Source organism: Wolbachia endosymbiont (group B) of Erebia ligea, assembly GCF_947179575.1.
GTDB lineage: Bacteria > Pseudomonadota > Alphaproteobacteria > Rickettsiales > Anaplasmataceae > Wolbachia > Wolbachia pipientis_C.
This window is the reverse complement of the sequence record NZ_CAMXBW010000002.1, coordinates 131,118-147,146: the sequence shown is the minus strand read 5'-3', so window position 1 is coordinate 147,146 and position 16,029 is coordinate 131,118. Positions and strand designations below refer to the sequence as shown.

Here is a 16,029-nt window from a genome sequence, read left to right as displayed (position 1 = left end):
TTAAGTTGTGTCTGGTAACCATAATGGCAAATCTTGTTAACTTGAGGCGTGAATTTTAGCCTCTTTCATCCTTACATTAGTTACATATTCTTTCGCAGAGGGCTAATGAATTTATTAGTAAAATTCAGTAATTTATAACTGACAATTAGAGCTGTTAATTAGCAACTCACTTTAAATAAGTTACTCAACTGTGACAGATTTAGCTAAATTTCTCGGACAATCTACATCTAACCCTTTTTTTTCTGCAATAGAATAAGCAAGAAATTGCATAGCAACACTGTAGATAATTGGAGAAACAAAATTGTCAACTTCTGGAAGTTGCACCACATCTATGCAAATTCCCTTTAAGAGCGGTGCTCCTTGCTTATCACTAAAGGCAATTACTTTACCTTTTCTTGCAATAATCTCTTGTATATTGGATAGCGTTTTAAAGAATAAATTATCGTAAGGAATAATTGCGATAACAAGTACAGTAGAGTCTATCAAGGCGATAGAACCGTGCTTCATTTCTCCCGCTGCAATACCAATTGTGTTGATATATGAAAGCTCTTTTATCTTCAATGCACCTTCCATTGCAACTCCATATGAGCTTCCTCTCCCAATTATAATTATATTATTGTGCTCTAATATACTGCCTGATATATGTTGTATTTCCATCACATTCAAAACATGCTCAACATGTTCGGGAATAGAATTAATAGCATCGCTTAGTTCCTTTATCCTCTCTCTACCTAGTATACCTTTTATTTTTCCAAGCTCTACAGCAAAGCATGCTAAAATTGCAAGCTGCGTAGAAAAGGTTTTTGTCGAAGCAACACCAATCTCAGGTCCAGCAAGAGTATGCAATACAATATCTGAGGCTTTTTCTATGCTGCTATTAAATGTATTAATTATGCTAATGATCATTTGTTTCTGCAATCTCGCATAACGTAGTGCTTCCATAGTATCTGCAGTTTCACCAGATTGAGAAATGAATAAGCCAATACTACCTTCTTCGAGCTTGACGCTGCTATACCTAAATTCTGACGAGATTTCTAGATATACCCGAATTTGAGCAATACTTTCCAGCCAACACTTTGCTATTAGTCCAGCAAAATAGGATGAACCGCATCCAACTATAGTAATGTAACCTAGTTCAGAAAATAATTCTTTGTTGATTTCTTTATATTGTTTATAAAATTGATTTATTGTTTTGTTTAATGCATACGGTTGCTCAAAAATTTCTTTTAGCATAAAGCTAGGGTAACCATTTTTACTAATTAGAAAATTTCTTGGACTGCTATTTTCTGTTCTGCGTTTAACTTGTATACCATTATTATATACACTGAATTCGTTAGATTTTATTACTGCAATATCATTATCTTCTAAATGCAATATTTTTTCTACAAATGAATTCAAAGTATTAGTATCAGAAGCAGCAAACACTTTATTACAGTTATATCCTATTGCTAAAGGCAAATTTCTTTTTGCAACAAATAAAGTATCTGGATATTCTGCAAATAATAAAGCCAAAGCAAGTGAACCTTGTAAATTGTTTAGACACTGTAATATAGAATCAACTGGTGACAATCCTTCATTAAGATATGCAGTTAATATGTTTGGTATTACTTCTGTATCAGTGTCGGTATGAAAAGATACTCCCTTTTCCTCCAGATCCTTTTTTAATATATTGTAATTTTCAATTATGCCATTATGAGCAACAACAACATTATTTATATAAATGGGATGAGCATTTTTAAGATTTGGAACTCCATGTGTAGCCCAACGAGTATGTGCTATACCAACTTTGCTACTAGATATCTTGCTCTCATGAACAACTTCACATAATCTTTCAACTTTACCTTCTGATTTTTTGACTTCTATCTTACCTCTATTATTTATAATTGCTATACCTGAAGAGTCATACCCTCTGTATTCCAATTTTTGCAACGCGGTTAGTAAAGTTGGTATTACTGAATCACCGCTACTTACTATACCTAATATTCCACACACTTCGTAAATTATGAAGCATTTTTGTCTTTTTTACTTTCCTCTAGTTTATTTTTCTTGCCATTCTTTTCAACTTTGCTTTTTTCAATAGATTTAGCTACTGGCTTTTGAATTTCTTTATTTAAGATTTCAGATATAGCAGACTTTAGGATTTTTATTTCAATTTTTGGTGCTATTTCTAGTATTAGTTGTGAATTTACTTCGTCAACTTTGTTTACTTCACCTATTATTCCACTAGAAGTAATAACCGTATCACCACGTTTTATTTGATCTATCATCCTTCTATGTTCTTTTAGTTTTTTGTGATTTGGGCGAATAATGAGAAAATAAAATACTACAAATATTAAAATGAGTGGAATAAAGCTAGCAACAGATGCTGATACATTGTTAGTCGCATCTGCCGCAAAAACCTCAGAAATGAACATATTTAATCCCAATTATTAACGATAAAATTAAATAGATTAAGCAGCAATTACAATATCATGTCAAGTCTCTGAAAGAAATTAATTCAAATTAATAAGAAACTTAAAGAATTTTAAGGTGTTTCTGCTGTAATGGCGGGAGTGATGAGACTTGAACTCACGACCTCATGCGTGACAGGCATGCGCTCTAACCAACTGAGCTACACCCCCCATTGCTTTTTAACGTTTGCAACTTTAAAGCTAATCAACGTGTTGCCACTTGTCAATATTTTTTGTTTGCGCTTTTTTGTCTTTTTTATTACTATGTAAATAACTTAATTTCACACATGGCTTATGCAAGTAGTCCCGTTAGGGTTATGCCATGGAGGATAAACTATTTGGAGGAGTAAATATGACAAATTTGCCTAAAGTCACTATACGTGATTTAGCTGAATCTGGTGTGCATTTTGGCCATAAAGTTAGTCGCTGGAATGCGAAAATGGCCCCATATATATATGGTATACATCAACAGAATCGTATACACATAATAGACTTACGAAAAACATTACCATTGTTAGAGGCGGCGATGAAAGCTTTATACGATGTTGCATCTCAAGATGGTCGCATTTTATTTGTTGGTACGAAATTTCAAGCTTTAGATATTGTTGCAAGTGAAGCAGTTCGTTGTGGTCAGTATTATGTAAATGATCGATGGCTTGGTGGTATGCTTACTAATTGGAACACTGTTTCTTCTTCGATAAAAACTTTGATACAATATGAGAAAATATCCAATGATGAAGATAGCATCTTAACAAAAAAAGAATTAGGAAACATTGAAAAGAAAAGAAAAAAGCTTGATAAAGAATTGGGTGGAATTAGAGAAATGGGAGCAGTTCCTGATATTTTATTTATTATTGATACTAACAAAGAGCATATAGCGGTTAAAGAGGCTAAAAAACTGGGTATTCCTGTAGTTGGAGTACTTGATACCAATTCTGACCCAAATGGTATTGCCTATCCTATACCAGGAAATGATGATTCAAGAAAATCAATAGAGCTCTATTGTAAATTAGTTGCTGATTCTATATTAGCTGGAATAGAGTCTAGTTTGACAAGGTCTAGAGTTAAGGATGATGAGCTTATTCAAGAAAAAGAAGAGGATATTGTGCAAACTAAAAAGAAGCGTATTAAGGTTGAAACAGAAAGGGAGGTAATAGTAAGTAAATGAAGATGGATTCAAGTAGTATAAGGGAATTACGCGATAGAACAGGGCTTGGCTTAAGCGATTGTAAGAAAGCGTTAGAAGAGTGTGATGGTGATATTAAGAAAGCCGTTGATAGGTTACGTACAATAGGATTTGCTAAAGCTGACAAAAAGTCTGATAGAGTAGCTTCCGATGGGCTTATTGCTATGTGCTTGGCTAGAAATTATGGTGTATTGGTTAAAGTCAATTGTGAAACTGATTTTGTTGCTAGAAATGAGAAGTTCATAGCATTAGTTTCAAATTTAGCATCAATTGCTTGTCAAGAACGTTGTACTAGTCTTGATGAGTTAAAAAATGCCAAATATGAAGATGTTGGTACAGTACAGGAAGCTATTATGAGTGGTACATCGGTTCTTGGTGAGAAGTTAGAGTTAAGCAATCTTTGCTACCTAGAGACTAAGGATGGGATTATTGCTGGCTATGTACATGGTGATATGCATGGCTTAGGTAAGATTGGTGCTTTAGTAGCATTGCAATCATCTGGTGATAAACAAGAGATTGGAAAGCAAATAGCTATGCATGTAGTTGCTATGAAACCTGAAGCTTTATCTATAGATGATTTAGATCAAGAAAAATTAAACAATGAGCGTTCTATAATTGAGGAGCAAGTAAAGAGCTTAAATAAACCTGAAGAGGTAGCGAAAAAAATAGTAGATGGACGAATGGCTAAATACTATGAAGAAGTTGTTCTGCTAGAGCAGAAATTTATAAAAGATGATAAAATGAAGATTGCTGATTTTATAGAATCAAGTGCTGTTAAATTAGCTAATTATAAGTTACTTACTTTGGATGGTGAAAATAAGTAACAAAACTTCAGAAGTAAAATACCCCAGAGTGTTATTCAAAATCTCTGGGGAGGCTTTGATGGGATCAAAGCTGTTTGGCCATGATATGGAAGTGATAGATAAACTATCCAAAGACATAGTTGAAGTTTGTAATCTCGGAGTTCAAGTTTGTATTGTTGTTGGTGGTGGGAATATTTTTCGTGGTGCATCAGCATCTTTAAGTGGCTGTGAAAGAGCAAGCAGTGATTATATTGGAATGCTTGGCACTGTCATTAATGCTTTAATTTTGCAAAATTTTTTAGAAAAAAGCTCTATAGTCTCTAGGGTGTTGTCTGCTATACCTATGACTACCATATGTGAGCCTTACATAAGAAGGAAGGCTATTCATCATTTAGAAAAAGGTAGAGTTGTCATTTTTGCAGCAGGTACAGGTAACCCATTTTTTACCACAGATACAGCTGCAGCTTTACGTGCTGTTGAAATGAATTGTGATGTTATTCTAAAAGGTACGCAAGTAAGAGGTGTATATTCTGCTGATCCAAAAAAAAATGAGGATGCTGTGATGTATGATAGGCTTTCTTATACAGATTTGCTAACTCGTGATTTAAAAGTTATGGATGCATCAGCAATTTCACTTGCTCGTGAGAATTCTATCCCGGTTATAGTTTTTTCTTTAAAAAGAGAAAAAATGGTCGATATTATTAAGGGTCAAGGTACTTATACTATAGTCTCAGGTTATAAACATTAGGTAATTTATGTTAAACGAAATAAAAGCTAAAACAAAAGAAAGAATGCTAAAAACTATTCAGTCTTTTCATGATGATATGAAAGGTGTACGTACTGGTAGAGCTAACTCATCATTACTTGATGGTATAGTTGTAAATATCTATGGTGGACATCAAAAACTGAACCAAGTTGCAGGCGTTTCAGCTATAGATAACAAAACTCTATCAGTTAAAGTTTGGGATGCTACTGTTATCGGTGAAGTGAAAAATGCGATAATCAATGCTAACCTAAATTTAAATCCTGTTGTTGAAGGAAATACTATACGTATAGTTCTTCCAGACTTAACACAAGAAACTCGTGAAAAATTAGTGAAATTATTGCATCAATTTTCTGAAAATGCACGAGTTGCAATTAGAAATATACGCAGAGATGTTATGGAAGAAATAGAGGAAATGAAGAAAAATAAGGAAATCTCAGAAGATGATTTTCATGTTGCCAAAAAGGAAATACAAAACATTACTGATGATAATGTAAAAAAAGTCGATGATGACTTATCTATTAAAGAAAAGGATATATTGCATCATTAAGTTAATATGAAAGAATTTTTCAGTATTGAAAAACATAAGAGGATTCGATATAGATACAGTTGTATGAATGCTGTGATTCAGATCTCATCATTACGCACACATTTGATCGTTATACCTTTTGAAATCTAGAAAAAAAGCTTTTCAGTTTGATTTTTTATTACGATAATTAAGTTTACACTCTTGAGCGAAAACGATGTTGAAACGCCTTTTCCTTATTTTTGCATTTGTATTACTCATCCCACTGTCAAATGTTGATGCCAGAAGATATATCAGAATTGTTGGATCTTCAACTGTTTTTCCTTTTATCTCATTTATATCTGAAGAATTCAGCCGTATATTTTCCTTTAAAACTCCAGTTGTAGAATCGATAGGAAGTGGATCAGGGTTCAAAATGTTTTGTTCAGGAATAGGGGAAGGCACACCAGATATCACTACTTCATCTCGCCCTATGAAGGAAGTAGAGAGAGAATTATGTAAAAGAAATAAAGTGAATGAAGTAATAGAGATCATAATTGGCTATGATGGAATTGTTATTGCAAATTCAAATCAAAGCCATAGATTTGATTTTACAAAAAATGACCTGTTTGAAACTTTATCTTCATATTCTAAAGACAATGATAGATTAGTAAAGAATAACAAGAAATTTTGGTCTGATGTAAATCAAGCTCTACCAAAAACAGAAATTAAAATCTATGGCCCACATCAAAATACAGGTACACATGAAACTTTGATTAATTTTATTATGCTTGATCAATATTCATGTATGAACTCAAGGATTTTCAAAGAGAATTATCAAGACCAAGAAAAAAGAAAGAAAGCATGTAGTAATATCAGAGATGATGGAAGATATATAGAAGTTGGAATTAATGAAAACATAATAATACAAAAATTGAAGAGCAATAAAAATGCTTTAGGAATATTTAGCTTCAGCTTTTTAGCGAAAAACCAAGATGAGATTCAAGGAAGCACAATCGCAGGAATTGAGCCAACTTATAAAAATATATCATCGGGGGAGTATATGTTAGCAAGGCCTTTATATCTTTATATAAAGAAAGAACACTTAGATACTGTTGATGGATTAAGGGAATTCATTAGAGAAGTTGTAGACTCTATTAGTACTGAAGGTGGATATTTATCTAGGCTTGGCTTAATTCCACTTTCAAGCGAAAATATGAAAAAAGTCTTGGAAAAGGTTCGTGATATAATATGATGACTTTGATATTTTTTTATTCTGGATACTAGGTTAAAAATAGAACGTTTAAATTTCTTGTTTTTATTGTTATCATGCTTAGATTCCCTAAGAACTTATTTACTACAAAATACAACAAGTTCTATTTATTTGAGAAAGTTGTGCGTCTTGTAGAACAGATTTTGTTGTAGGTTTCTCTGTAGCTATTTCAAGGTTTTCTTCTATGCTTTTTTGTTCTGTGTAATCTTTAACTTCTTGAATGAAATCTTCAAGCCACTTCTCACTACCTATCTTGGCATGTCGTTGTTGCTCACCTTTAAGAAGTTTTATTACAGCTGCATCTTGATTTTCAGGCACTCTTTGATATTTAAGCCACAAGTCACGAATATCAGGAGGAGCTTTTTTCAAATGAGCTTCAAAGGTTGCTTTTGTGTCTTTTGTACTTTCTTCTTGTTGATCTTGATGGAATTTAAACCAGAAATCGCGAATATCAGGAGAAGCTTTATCCCAAAGAAGTTTAGTAATTTCTTTTATATTTCTCAGATCTTCTTGTTTTAATCTTTTACCATCACCTATATATCGTTTATTAAGACCAACTTGCAGAGGATAAAGTAAAAGGGTAGTTTTGCTCTGTGAATGTATAGGTCTATTTAAAATCATTGCTAGATTTGTATCACAATCTTCTAATACTGCTTTAACTTTTTTAACATCTAAATAATCTATTGCTTGACGTAATTTGTGGTGAAGATCACTTGTTCTCTTTAAGTTTTTCACTTTTTGCATATGCGAATCATCACTTCCTTCCTCTTCTTGCATAGCTATATCACACGAAATACTCTCAATTTTTTGCTCCATTTTCTGTATACATTGATTAATTTCCTTTTGATTTTTTTTGAATATAATCAACTGTGAAATGGTACAAGAATTAGGTAGATCGTCTTTAAACTCTTTTTGTATATTACTAGGTAATTCGCTTTTCAAAACTTCTTGTATATCGCTATCGTAATTATTTTTTATACTCTCAAAGTTGCTTTGTATAGCTTCACTAATTAATGAATCTCGAATGTTTTTTTGTCTTTCAGTTAATAACATACCTTACCTCTACCTCTTATGGCAAATTTAGCGCTATAATTATACGTATTTATAATCAAGTCAAGAGAAAAAATTAGCAAAGCGGTTGAAGTTTTAATAACATATAGCTTTCAAGTTACTATCTATGGAAAATCTGCAAGTTTTACGTTCAATTGCGTTTATTGTGGGAATTTTTCTATTGTTGTTTGGCGTAGCAATGCTTATTCCTGCTATTACTAATAATTATCTAGGTTACGAATGGAAAAATTTTCTGGTTGGATTTATAGTTACCTGCACATTTAGTGCAATTTTTATTTTATTGGGTAAACTAAGTAAGTTACATGGAATGCCGGCAATTTTTGCGATTACTAGCTGTACCTGGATTGTATTATCTCTATTTGCAGCTATTCCATTCTATCTTGATAGTCTAAGCTACGTTGATGCACTATTTGAAGCAGTATCTGGGATTACAACCACAGGGGCAACTGTGCTCAGCGAAATTGAACAACAATCTCCAGGGATACTACTGTGGAGAGCAATGCTGCATGGTATAGGAGGATTTGGAATAATTACAGTAGGAATTGCAATTTTTCCCATATTTAAGGTTTTGAGCTTAAATAATTTACTCTATTCTGAGTACTCAGATGCTCTTAAAAGAAAGTTACCACATACGCGAAGCGTAGTAATACATATTGCAGAAATATATTACTGCCTAATTTTATTGTGCATATTTTCCTACTATCTAGCTGGCATGCCATTATTTGACGCAGTATGTCACGGAATGTCCGCTGTATCAACTGGTGGATTTGCTAACTATAACGATTCTATAGGCTACTACAATAACCCTATATTGGAGGTCATAACAATTATCTTTATGATTTTAGGCTCTTTACCTTTTCTGAGCTATTTAAAAATTATAAGACGATTAGACGTTTGTTATGATGAACAGGTCTCTTACTTTATTAAGATAGTTGTTATCTCATCTTTGCTTGCTTGTTTTTGGTTATATAAAAATTTTGACTTAGGAGTATTTTTATCATTTAGGTACAGCACATTCACCATTACCTCCTTTATCACATCAACTGGCTATGTAATGTGCAACTACTTGAATTGGAGCTTTATTTCAGTCTTAGCTTTCTTTTTAGCCTTTATTGGTGGATGTGGTGGTTCTGCTAGTGGTGGAATCAAAATCTTCCGTTTAGTCATTTTTCTAAAGTCTATAAGGAATTACTTTAGCTCTTTATTAGATCCAAGTGAAAGCGATAGAGTAAAACTCAATGGTAAAATACTGGAAAATGATGAAGTTCAATCCGTCTTTACGTTTTTTGCGATTTACATGTTAACGTTCACTATATCATCAATAGTGATGTCTTACTTGAGCAATGCGGACTTTATAGCTAGCATCAGCTCTGTTTCTGCAATGCTTACAAATTCTGGCCCAGGATTTAGTAACCTAATAGGTCCTTCAGGTAATTATTCCTCCTTTAGTGGTGGAGTAAAGCTATTTCTATCGTTTTTGATGCTGCTTGGCAGGCTTGAAATATTGCCAATTTATTTTTGTATAGGTAGTTTATACTGGAAACTTTGCCATTCCAGAGTGTAACGCTAATTCAGGTTTACATTTAAATTCTATTACATATTATTATAAGTATTACAAAACTTTAAAGGACAATTATGGCAGTTATGCCAGATAAATGGATAAGGGAAAAGGCTGAAAACTCTAGAATGATAGAGCCTTTTGTGAATCATAAAAGCAGTAAGGGTGTTGTATCTTTCGGATTATCATCTTATGGCTATGATGCAAGAGTTAGTAATAAGTTTAAGATTTTTACTAATGTTAATTCAGCTATTGTAGACCCCAAGAATTTTTCTGAGAATAGTTTCATAGATAAGGAAACAGATGTATGTATAATCCCACCAAATAGTTTTGTACTTGCCAGCACGGTGGAATATTTTCGTATACCAAGGAATGTACTGGTAATTTGTGTTGGTAAATCAACTTATGCAAGATGTGGTATTATAGTAAACGTTACACCTTTAGAGCCTGGATGGGAAGGTCACGTCACACTTGAATTCTCTAACACTACTCCACTTCCTGCAAAAATTTACGCTAATGAAGGAGCATGCCAATTTGTGTTTTTAAGCGGCGAAAGTGAGTGTGAGAAGTCATATGATGATATGAAAGGAAAATATATGAATCAACATGGTATCACTTTGCCGTTAGTTAAGTGATTACTTTAGATAAAGCTAGATATTGATTTTTTGTATTGAAGATTAGCAAAATTTTCTTTTATTAGTTCATCACATTTTTTATCACCTAAAACTGCACGTGCAGAGTGATCTTTAAATGATTCTATAAAGCTAATAAAGAAATTTGTAGAAGGATTACTTAAAGCTTTTGCAACTTCTTTTTTTTCTTCATCATTGGCAAGCTGATTAAATAATTCTTCACCTTTTTTTTGTAGCTCATTTTGAAATTCTTGTTTTACAGTAGCCTTATCCGCTCTTTGCAAGAAGAAAAACTCTTCAAAAGTGTACAAGGAAGAGACAATACTGTTAAAGGTACCAGTAAAACATGCACTGCCAACAAGTACTCCATATTCTGTTTGCGATTCTACTAAATGTTTAACCAGTTGATATTTTCTCTGTGATATGCGGGTATTAATATCTATATTATTATCAGTACTTTTTTTATTTTTATCCTTACAAGCTTTCCAAACCAAACTTAAAACTTGCTTCAATCTTAATCCACTTCCACTATGTGAATTAGGGTCATTTTTTATACGCTTTAGGCACTCAAGTGCATGTTTTTTCTCATCTGATGTGAGTTGATCTTTATCTACAGCTTTTTGTATGCCATTTGCTATGCACTCTAACTGATCAATAAATCCTTCTATTTCCTTTATAAACTTATCATCAACATCAGGCTCGCCATAGTTTTCTTTTAGCTTTTGAACGTTAATATTAATTGCATCATTTACATTAGTATCATGCGTTGTTTGTGGGATACGCGCTGCCTCCATAAATGCTTCAGTTCTTTGCTCTAACCATTCTGGTAATTTGCCTCCTGCAAAAAGATATAGCTTACTCAATGCTTGAGCGACTAGAGTTAATGCTAGAACAAGAACAATAGATGCTATTAGTAATACTACAGCTAAACCAATGACTAGCCACCTCACAGGGGCTAGTAAAATATCTCTTAATTTTGACGTTCTTTGTATGTTACCTGGTGTATTTACTACTACTGGCATAATTAATTTTAAATAGTCTCACTATCGTCAATATATTATATTTCTCTTATTTTTTCAACTCACATTTCTACTTCTGTACTTTTTCATTCTTTCTTCTAATTATTATAGATGCATTTCTTTATTAATTGATATCCTCTCAAGCAGCTAACACTGATTGCATTCGCCTAGTTACAAAATAATGTCTGTGCTAAAACATGCTCATATATAGCTCTTTTTCTAATAGTTCGAACAGGTGGATATTCTTTCTGGCTCAATTTTTTATAACAGACCAATGGTTTGATTAAAATCAGGAGAATATGGAGGCAGATATATAACTTCAGCACTAACACTTTTAACAAATTCACTTATTTTCTATGAAAAGTTGCATTATCCAAAATCACCCAGCAAAAAGCTTGAACCAGCTATTAAAAACGTCTGTATCGCAGTAGCTTTTAAAAATCATAGGCGCCATAATTTTTCCCTTATTCAAAGCTGCAATCATACAATACGCTGACTTTTGTGTTATCAATTCCAGATTAGTCGATATATACAAGAATTTCAGTGTTTTTTGTTGCTATGAGTTTTTTAAGCTCATCACGTTTTTTCTGCGTCCTTAAATAGTCCTAATTTTAATTTGTTTTAAGTTTAAAGTCTTTCGTTAGGTTTGCAGAATACATTTCCTTATTATCTTGGTTATAGAAAGTAAATTTGTGATCGTTTAAACCTAATATTGCAAAGCCAAAGCCGAAAAAGTTTCTAACTTCGTGTGCTAAGTAATTTCTACTATTTGGATAGTTAAATTCTACGTTTTGATAAACAGGTTCTTGATCTTGAGCGTGTAATAATGCACCGCCGTTTCCAACTATAATCTGATCTGGAACATTATCCATTAATAAAATCTGGGCTATATGAATGTGGCCAGAAACTATGGTAGTAACATTGCTTGGAAATTTATCTCCAAAAGCTTCAATTTGTGTAAGATTACCATGGCTTTTTAATGTCAAAAATTCTTTTTTTGGAGATCTCCAAAGCGGTTTATGAGTCAAAAACCACGTGGGCTTATCTTGTATCAATTTATCAAACTGCCTCTCAAAAGCATCAACTGTGCTTTGGGTTGTAAAAATTTCCTCACCGGATGAAGAGTCGAAGATAAAAAACTTCATCGGCCCAGCATCTAAGAACCAACTGGAAATAAGATCTTCACATTTTTGAGGGAAAAAGGGGTATGAATCTAAATATCTGAACCATCCTTCATAAGCTCTATTACAACTCTCATGATTTCCACGAACAAAAAGAAAAGGAGATTGTGTTAAAATATCTTTTGCAGGCTCAAACCAATCAGCGTACCAAGCTTCTTTGCTATATCCATAAATATCGCCGCACTTTTTTGTGTTTCTACATTTTGTTTGTCTATAATGATAATCACCAACATGGATAATTAAATCTGGTTTATGAAAAGCGATTGAATCTAAATTTTTTTTCAAAGGCCAGTTATCTACAGAATTACATTCTTGCTGAAATAACATATTTATTCTACATCCTGTATCGCCAATGAAGGCAATTTTGCTGATCTTTTCCGCTAATACGGGAACTTTTATATTGTCAATACTAATGTTTTGAGCATTTGTTTCTACTATCAGTTCACAAACTGTTTCGGTATTGTTAATTGAGCTGCGACTTAGCATTTCTACTGCCTTATTATCGACGTAAGCAATGGGACACATGTTATTGTCTATAATCGCACGTATGCTTAATTTATTTTCTGGAATGATTTGAGACCATGTGTACAATATTTGTGCATGAGTGGGGTAAAAGCTAATTGTAAGAGATAGAATTAAAAAAATGAAGATATTAGCTATTTTCATTTGTATAAAGACCTAAATTAAGAATTAGTAGTAAGATTATCTTAAATGATTAAAGTTTGTAACCATAAAATTCATAGTTAAATTATACAGGCATTTCCTAAATTATCCTAGTATCAGATTGACACTTTAGATGAAAAATCCTAAAATGATTAAGTAATTTAAAGTAATTATATAGAAACTAGAATAAAGTGCGGTCGTGGTGGAATTGGTAGACACGCAGCGTTGAGGTCGCTGTGGCTCACAAAGCCTTGGAAGTTCAAGTCTTCTCGACCGCACCAAGTTGTTTTGGTGTAGGTGAAATGTTTATAGGAAATCAAAGTAGAAATAAAGTAGAAAGGGCCATCAGTGAAGTCAGGCGTGGTCTTCCAATTTTAATATATGATGATGAAAATAACTATCTATTGCTTGCTGCTGCTGAAACTTTAGAAAAAAATTTATTTAGTCAATATAAGCTTATATCAGGTAATGTGTATGTTACTTTGACTGCAAGTAAGGTAAAATACATATGTCAGAGTAAAGAACATAGTAGCAAACGTCTATTGATAAGCAATTTTGATGAACTGCTCCATTTAATAAACTGTTCAAAGGAAGATAGCATAAAAGAGTTGCAATGCTCAAAGACAATAGATGCGTATGCTGTTGCCTTGCTTAAGTTCTCAGAATTATTGCCATACGCGTTAGTGGCTGATATGACTTTTGAGAATAAACATGAAATGCGAAATTGGTGTGAAGAAAATGACATTATTGCACTAAATACATTACTTGTGAATGATTTTCAACAAAATCATAGTGTGTATGAAGTGTGCAAAACATCATTATTTTTAAAACAGACTCAAGAAGTAGATATCATATCTTATAGAACCAAAAGTGGCGGAAGAGAACATTATGCAATTATCATTGGCAATTCAGATAAAGATAATGAGCCATTAGTGAGAATTCATTCTTCATGCTATACAGGAGACTTATTAGACAGCTTATCATGTGATTGCAGAAGCCAGTTACATCAAGCGATTCAAATAATGACCGACTTTGGGAATGGCATTATATTATACTTGATGCAAGATGGGAGAGGCATTGGTTTAACTAATAAGTTAAGAGCATACAGTATGCAAAGAAAATATAATCTTGATACTGTTGATGCAAATAGAGTATTGGGTTTTGAAGATGATGAAAGGAGCTTTGCTGTTGCAGCTAAAATACTTAAGAAATTGAACATTAACAAAATACAATTACTTACAAACAATGGTAGAAAGTTATCAGAGTTGAAAAATAACGGTATAGAAGTTACAAAGTGTATACCACTTATTATGGAACGCAATGAATATAATGATTCATATATGGAAACAAAATTTGGCAAGTTAGGCCATGGATTAAGGGTTTATTAGCTTTTTTGTTATAACTACTTTGTTAGCTTGCTATGTTAATTAATATAAGTTAAGATTTTTAAGAATATTGAGATGCTGAAATTTTTAAAACAAGAAAAAAGTAATGAGTCATTGGATAAGGATATAAATTGGAATTCAAGTCGCTATAGCACAGTTGTTGCTCAGAGAAATACTTTACTTTTATTTACATTAATATTACTAGTTGCAATTTCTGTAAGCATATTGGCTATATTTAAAATTAGCACAAGTAGCACTATTGAGCCATTCGTTATAGAAATTGACAAAAAGTCAGGAATAGTGCAATTGGTTGATCCTGTTACAGTAAAACAATATTCTGCAAATGAAACGCTGAACGATTATTTTATTTCAGAGTATATAAAAGCAAGGGAGGTTTTTGACCCATATAATTATAATTATAATTATTATACAAAAGTAAGGTTGTTTTCTTCGCCTAGTGTATATAGTGAATTTAGCAATTATATAAAATCGCAGAATATGAATGACCTTTTTAATTTATATTCAGATGCTAAAGGTGAGTTGAAAATTCGTTCAATTCAAAAATTAGGTAACGATGCTCTTCAAGTGAGATTTTCTATAGAATTTACACGAAAAGATGGAAATTCCTCAAGGAAAAATAAGATAGTTGTGATGTCGTATAAATATGCATCGCTTGAAATGAATGATCAGCAAAGATATATTAACCCGTTAGGGTTTCAAGTTATTTCATATAGAGTAGATGATGAATATGTGTAGGATATTGTTAGTTTTAGCTTTACTAATAAGTGGCAACTTAAATGCATCTATTAATAATAAACCTATTTCTGTAGATAGTAGAATAAAGACTTTTGTATATAGCCCTAATGAGGTGTTTACAGTAATTTTTAGTCAAGGTTACTATTCTTATATTGAGTTTGCAGAAGGGGAAAAAGTCAAAAATATTGCTGTTGGTGATGCATCAAGTTGGAAAATTAATCCTTATGATAATAAACTGCTTGTCATGCCATTTGAAGTCAGTAGTCGCACTAACATGATTATTACGACAACTAAAAAGAGAAATTACATTTTTGATCTAATTTCAAGACCAAATTACGATAAATACCCAGATACTGATGCTAAAAAAGTGGATCATGATTATTCCGTTGAAAAGGATATATCTTACGTAATACGTTTTTATTATCCTCAAGAAGAAGATGAATTTGATGTTGATTTAGATGAGGTTTCTTTACCTACTCAAATGCAATACATTACAGAAAAGCCAGAAAAAATAATACAAGAAAATAATACGAGGTACAACTATACATATATTGATGAAGGTGGTAACGTAGATATAGTTCCAATTGAGTTATTCGATGATGGTTATTTAACCTATTTAAAGTTTAGAAATAGTAATAAAATTCCTCAGATTTTTATAGAAGGCGAATCCTGTAAAAGGCTGTTATTTGATGATTATGTTGTAATAAAAGGAGTACATAAAAAGCTATTAATGCGTTATGAAGGTAGTGAAGTTGAAGTTATAAATAGGTCACTTTAGTTGTGG

15 protein-coding genes, 2 tRNA genes and 1 pseudogene are annotated in these 16,029 nt (G+C 32.4%); 11 read left to right on the top strand and 7 right to left on the bottom strand.

Features of this window, described 5'->3' with window-relative positions:
* Positions 1–180: 180 nt before the first annotated feature.
* The 3 genes from glmS to OM962_RS01075 form a co-directional block, all read right to left on the bottom strand.
* Entirely contained in the window at positions 181–1,992 is a 1,812-nt protein-coding gene (gene glmS, locus OM962_RS01085; RefSeq protein ID WP_264330538.1) for a glutamine--fructose-6-phosphate transaminase (isomerizing), read from the bottom strand.
* 8 nt (positions 1,993–2,000) lie between these two features.
* Complete coding sequence (yajC, locus tag OM962_RS01080; protein ID WP_264330537.1) at positions 2,001–2,414, bottom strand: preprotein translocase subunit YajC; 414 nt, start codon at positions 2,412–2,414, stop codon at positions 2,001–2,003.
* A 130-nt stretch (positions 2,415–2,544) separates the two neighbouring features.
* A tRNA-Asp gene (locus tag OM962_RS01075) sits at positions 2,545–2,621 on the bottom strand.
* A 181-nt stretch (positions 2,622–2,802) separates the two neighbouring features.
* Between OM962_RS01075 and rpsB the strand changes: the two genes are divergently transcribed.
* From rpsB to OM962_RS01050, 5 genes are all read left to right on the top strand, one after another.
* Complete coding sequence (rpsB, locus tag OM962_RS01070; protein ID WP_264330536.1) at positions 2,803–3,618, top strand: 30S ribosomal protein S2; 816 nt, start codon at positions 2,803–2,805, stop codon at positions 3,616–3,618.
* Complete coding sequence (gene tsf, locus OM962_RS01065) at positions 3,615–4,460, top strand: translation elongation factor Ts (protein ID WP_264330535.1); 846 nt, start codon at positions 3,615–3,617, stop codon at positions 4,458–4,460. The genes rpsB and tsf overlap by 4 nt, the downstream gene beginning before the upstream one ends.
* Positions 4,444–5,187, top strand: a complete 744-nt coding sequence (pyrH, locus tag OM962_RS01060) for a UMP kinase (RefSeq protein ID WP_264330534.1) — start codon at positions 4,444–4,446, stop codon at positions 5,185–5,187. Before tsf ends, pyrH begins: the two co-directional genes overlap by 17 nt.
* A gap of 7 nt (positions 5,188–5,194) precedes the next feature.
* A complete protein-coding gene (gene frr, locus OM962_RS01055) occupies positions 5,195–5,752 on the top strand; it encodes a ribosome recycling factor (protein ID WP_015588404.1) in 558 nt (185 codons plus the stop codon).
* Positions 5,753–5,945: 193 nt separating this feature from the next.
* On the top strand, positions 5,946–6,962 hold the full coding sequence (locus OM962_RS01050) for a substrate-binding domain-containing protein (protein ID WP_264330533.1): 1,017 nt from the start codon (positions 5,946–5,948) through the stop codon (positions 6,960–6,962).
* Between the two features lie 102 nt (positions 6,963–7,064).
* On the opposite strand, the gene OM962_RS01045 is transcribed toward OM962_RS01050, so the two are convergent.
* A complete protein-coding gene (locus OM962_RS01045) occupies positions 7,065–8,033 on the bottom strand; it encodes a hypothetical protein (RefSeq protein WP_264330532.1) in 969 nt (322 codons plus the stop codon).
* Between the two features lie 124 nt (positions 8,034–8,157).
* On the opposite strand from OM962_RS01045, the gene OM962_RS01040 reads away from it, so the two are divergent.
* Both OM962_RS01040 and dcd read left to right on the top strand, forming a co-directional pair.
* Entirely contained in the window at positions 8,158–9,615 is a 1,458-nt protein-coding gene (locus tag OM962_RS01040; RefSeq protein WP_264330531.1) for a TrkH family potassium uptake protein, read from the top strand.
* 71 nt (positions 9,616–9,686) lie between these two features.
* Complete coding sequence (dcd, locus tag OM962_RS01035; protein WP_006012513.1) at positions 9,687–10,244, top strand: dCTP deaminase; 558 nt, start codon at positions 9,687–9,689, stop codon at positions 10,242–10,244.
* A gap of 5 nt (positions 10,245–10,249) precedes the next feature.
* Here dcd and OM962_RS01030 read toward each other — a convergent pair whose 3' ends face one another.
* From OM962_RS01030 to OM962_RS01020, 3 genes and pseudogenes are all read right to left on the bottom strand, one after another.
* Entirely contained in the window at positions 10,250–11,263 is a 1,014-nt protein-coding gene (locus OM962_RS01030) for a hypothetical protein (protein WP_264330530.1), read from the bottom strand.
* Between the two features lie 253 nt (positions 11,264–11,516).
* Positions 11,517–11,856 (bottom strand): annotated as a pseudogene (locus OM962_RS01025) (transposase); the annotation flags it as partial.
* 15 nt (positions 11,857–11,871) lie between these two features.
* On the bottom strand, positions 11,872–13,107 hold the full coding sequence (locus OM962_RS01020; RefSeq protein ID WP_264330529.1) for a metallophosphoesterase family protein: 1,236 nt from the start codon (positions 13,105–13,107) through the stop codon (positions 11,872–11,874).
* 190 nt (positions 13,108–13,297) lie between these two features.
* On the opposite strand from OM962_RS01020, the gene OM962_RS01015 reads away from it, so the two are divergent.
* From OM962_RS01015 to virB9, 4 genes are all read left to right on the top strand, one after another.
* Positions 13,298–13,385, top strand: a tRNA-Leu gene (locus OM962_RS01015).
* 21 nt (positions 13,386–13,406) lie between these two features.
* A complete protein-coding gene (locus OM962_RS01010; protein ID WP_264330528.1) occupies positions 13,407–14,492 on the top strand; it encodes a GTP cyclohydrolase II in 1,086 nt (361 codons plus the stop codon).
* Positions 14,493–14,564: 72 nt separating this feature from the next.
* Complete coding sequence (locus OM962_RS01005) at positions 14,565–15,245, top strand: VirB8 family type IV secretion system protein (RefSeq protein ID WP_006012531.1); 681 nt, start codon at positions 14,565–14,567, stop codon at positions 15,243–15,245.
* Positions 15,232–16,023 (top strand): P-type conjugative transfer protein VirB9, encoded by a 792-nt coding sequence (gene virB9 / locus OM962_RS01000; RefSeq protein ID WP_019236950.1) that lies wholly within the window; start codon positions 15,232–15,234, stop codon positions 16,021–16,023. Before OM962_RS01005 ends, virB9 begins: the two co-directional genes overlap by 14 nt.
* The last annotated feature ends 6 nt before the right edge of the window (positions 16,024–16,029 follow it).

What these genes read in the sequence shown, in the direction of transcription:
- yajC (WP_264330537.1), bottom strand. Translation starts at nt 2,414, where the DNA reads ATGTTCATTTCTGAGGTTTTTGCGGCAGATGCGACTAACAATGTATCA.
- rpsB (WP_264330536.1), top strand. Translation starts at nt 2,803, where the DNA reads ATGACAAATTTGCCTAAAGTCACTATACGTGATTTAGCTGAATCTGGT.
- tsf (WP_264330535.1), top strand. Translation starts at nt 3,615, where the DNA reads ATGAAGATGGATTCAAGTAGTATAAGGGAATTACGCGATAGAACAGGG.
- pyrH (WP_264330534.1), top strand. Translation starts at nt 4,444, where the DNA reads ATGGTGAAAATAAGTAACAAAACTTCAGAAGTAAAATACCCCAGAGTG.
- frr (WP_015588404.1), top strand. Translation starts at nt 5,195, where the DNA reads ATGTTAAACGAAATAAAAGCTAAAACAAAAGAAAGAATGCTAAAAACT.
- OM962_RS01050 (WP_264330533.1), top strand. Translation starts at nt 5,946, where the DNA reads ATGTTGAAACGCCTTTTCCTTATTTTTGCATTTGTATTACTCATCCCA.
- OM962_RS01045 (WP_264330532.1), bottom strand. Translation starts at nt 8,033, where the DNA reads ATGTTATTAACTGAAAGACAAAAAAACATTCGAGATTCATTAATTAGT.
- OM962_RS01040 (WP_264330531.1), top strand. Translation starts at nt 8,158, where the DNA reads ATGGAAAATCTGCAAGTTTTACGTTCAATTGCGTTTATTGTGGGAATT.
- dcd (WP_006012513.1), top strand. Translation starts at nt 9,687, where the DNA reads ATGGCAGTTATGCCAGATAAATGGATAAGGGAAAAGGCTGAAAACTCT.
- OM962_RS01030 (WP_264330530.1), bottom strand. Translation starts at nt 11,263, where the DNA reads ATGCCAGTAGTAGTAAATACACCAGGTAACATACAAAGAACGTCAAAA.
- OM962_RS01020 (WP_264330529.1), bottom strand. Translation starts at nt 13,107, where the DNA reads ATGAAAATAGCTAATATCTTCATTTTTTTAATTCTATCTCTTACAATT.
- OM962_RS01010 (WP_264330528.1), top strand. Translation starts at nt 13,407, where the DNA reads ATGTTTATAGGAAATCAAAGTAGAAATAAAGTAGAAAGGGCCATCAGT.
- OM962_RS01005 (WP_006012531.1), top strand. Translation starts at nt 14,565, where the DNA reads ATGCTGAAATTTTTAAAACAAGAAAAAAGTAATGAGTCATTGGATAAG.
- virB9 (WP_019236950.1), top strand. Translation starts at nt 15,232, where the DNA reads ATGAATATGTGTAGGATATTGTTAGTTTTAGCTTTACTAATAAGTGGC.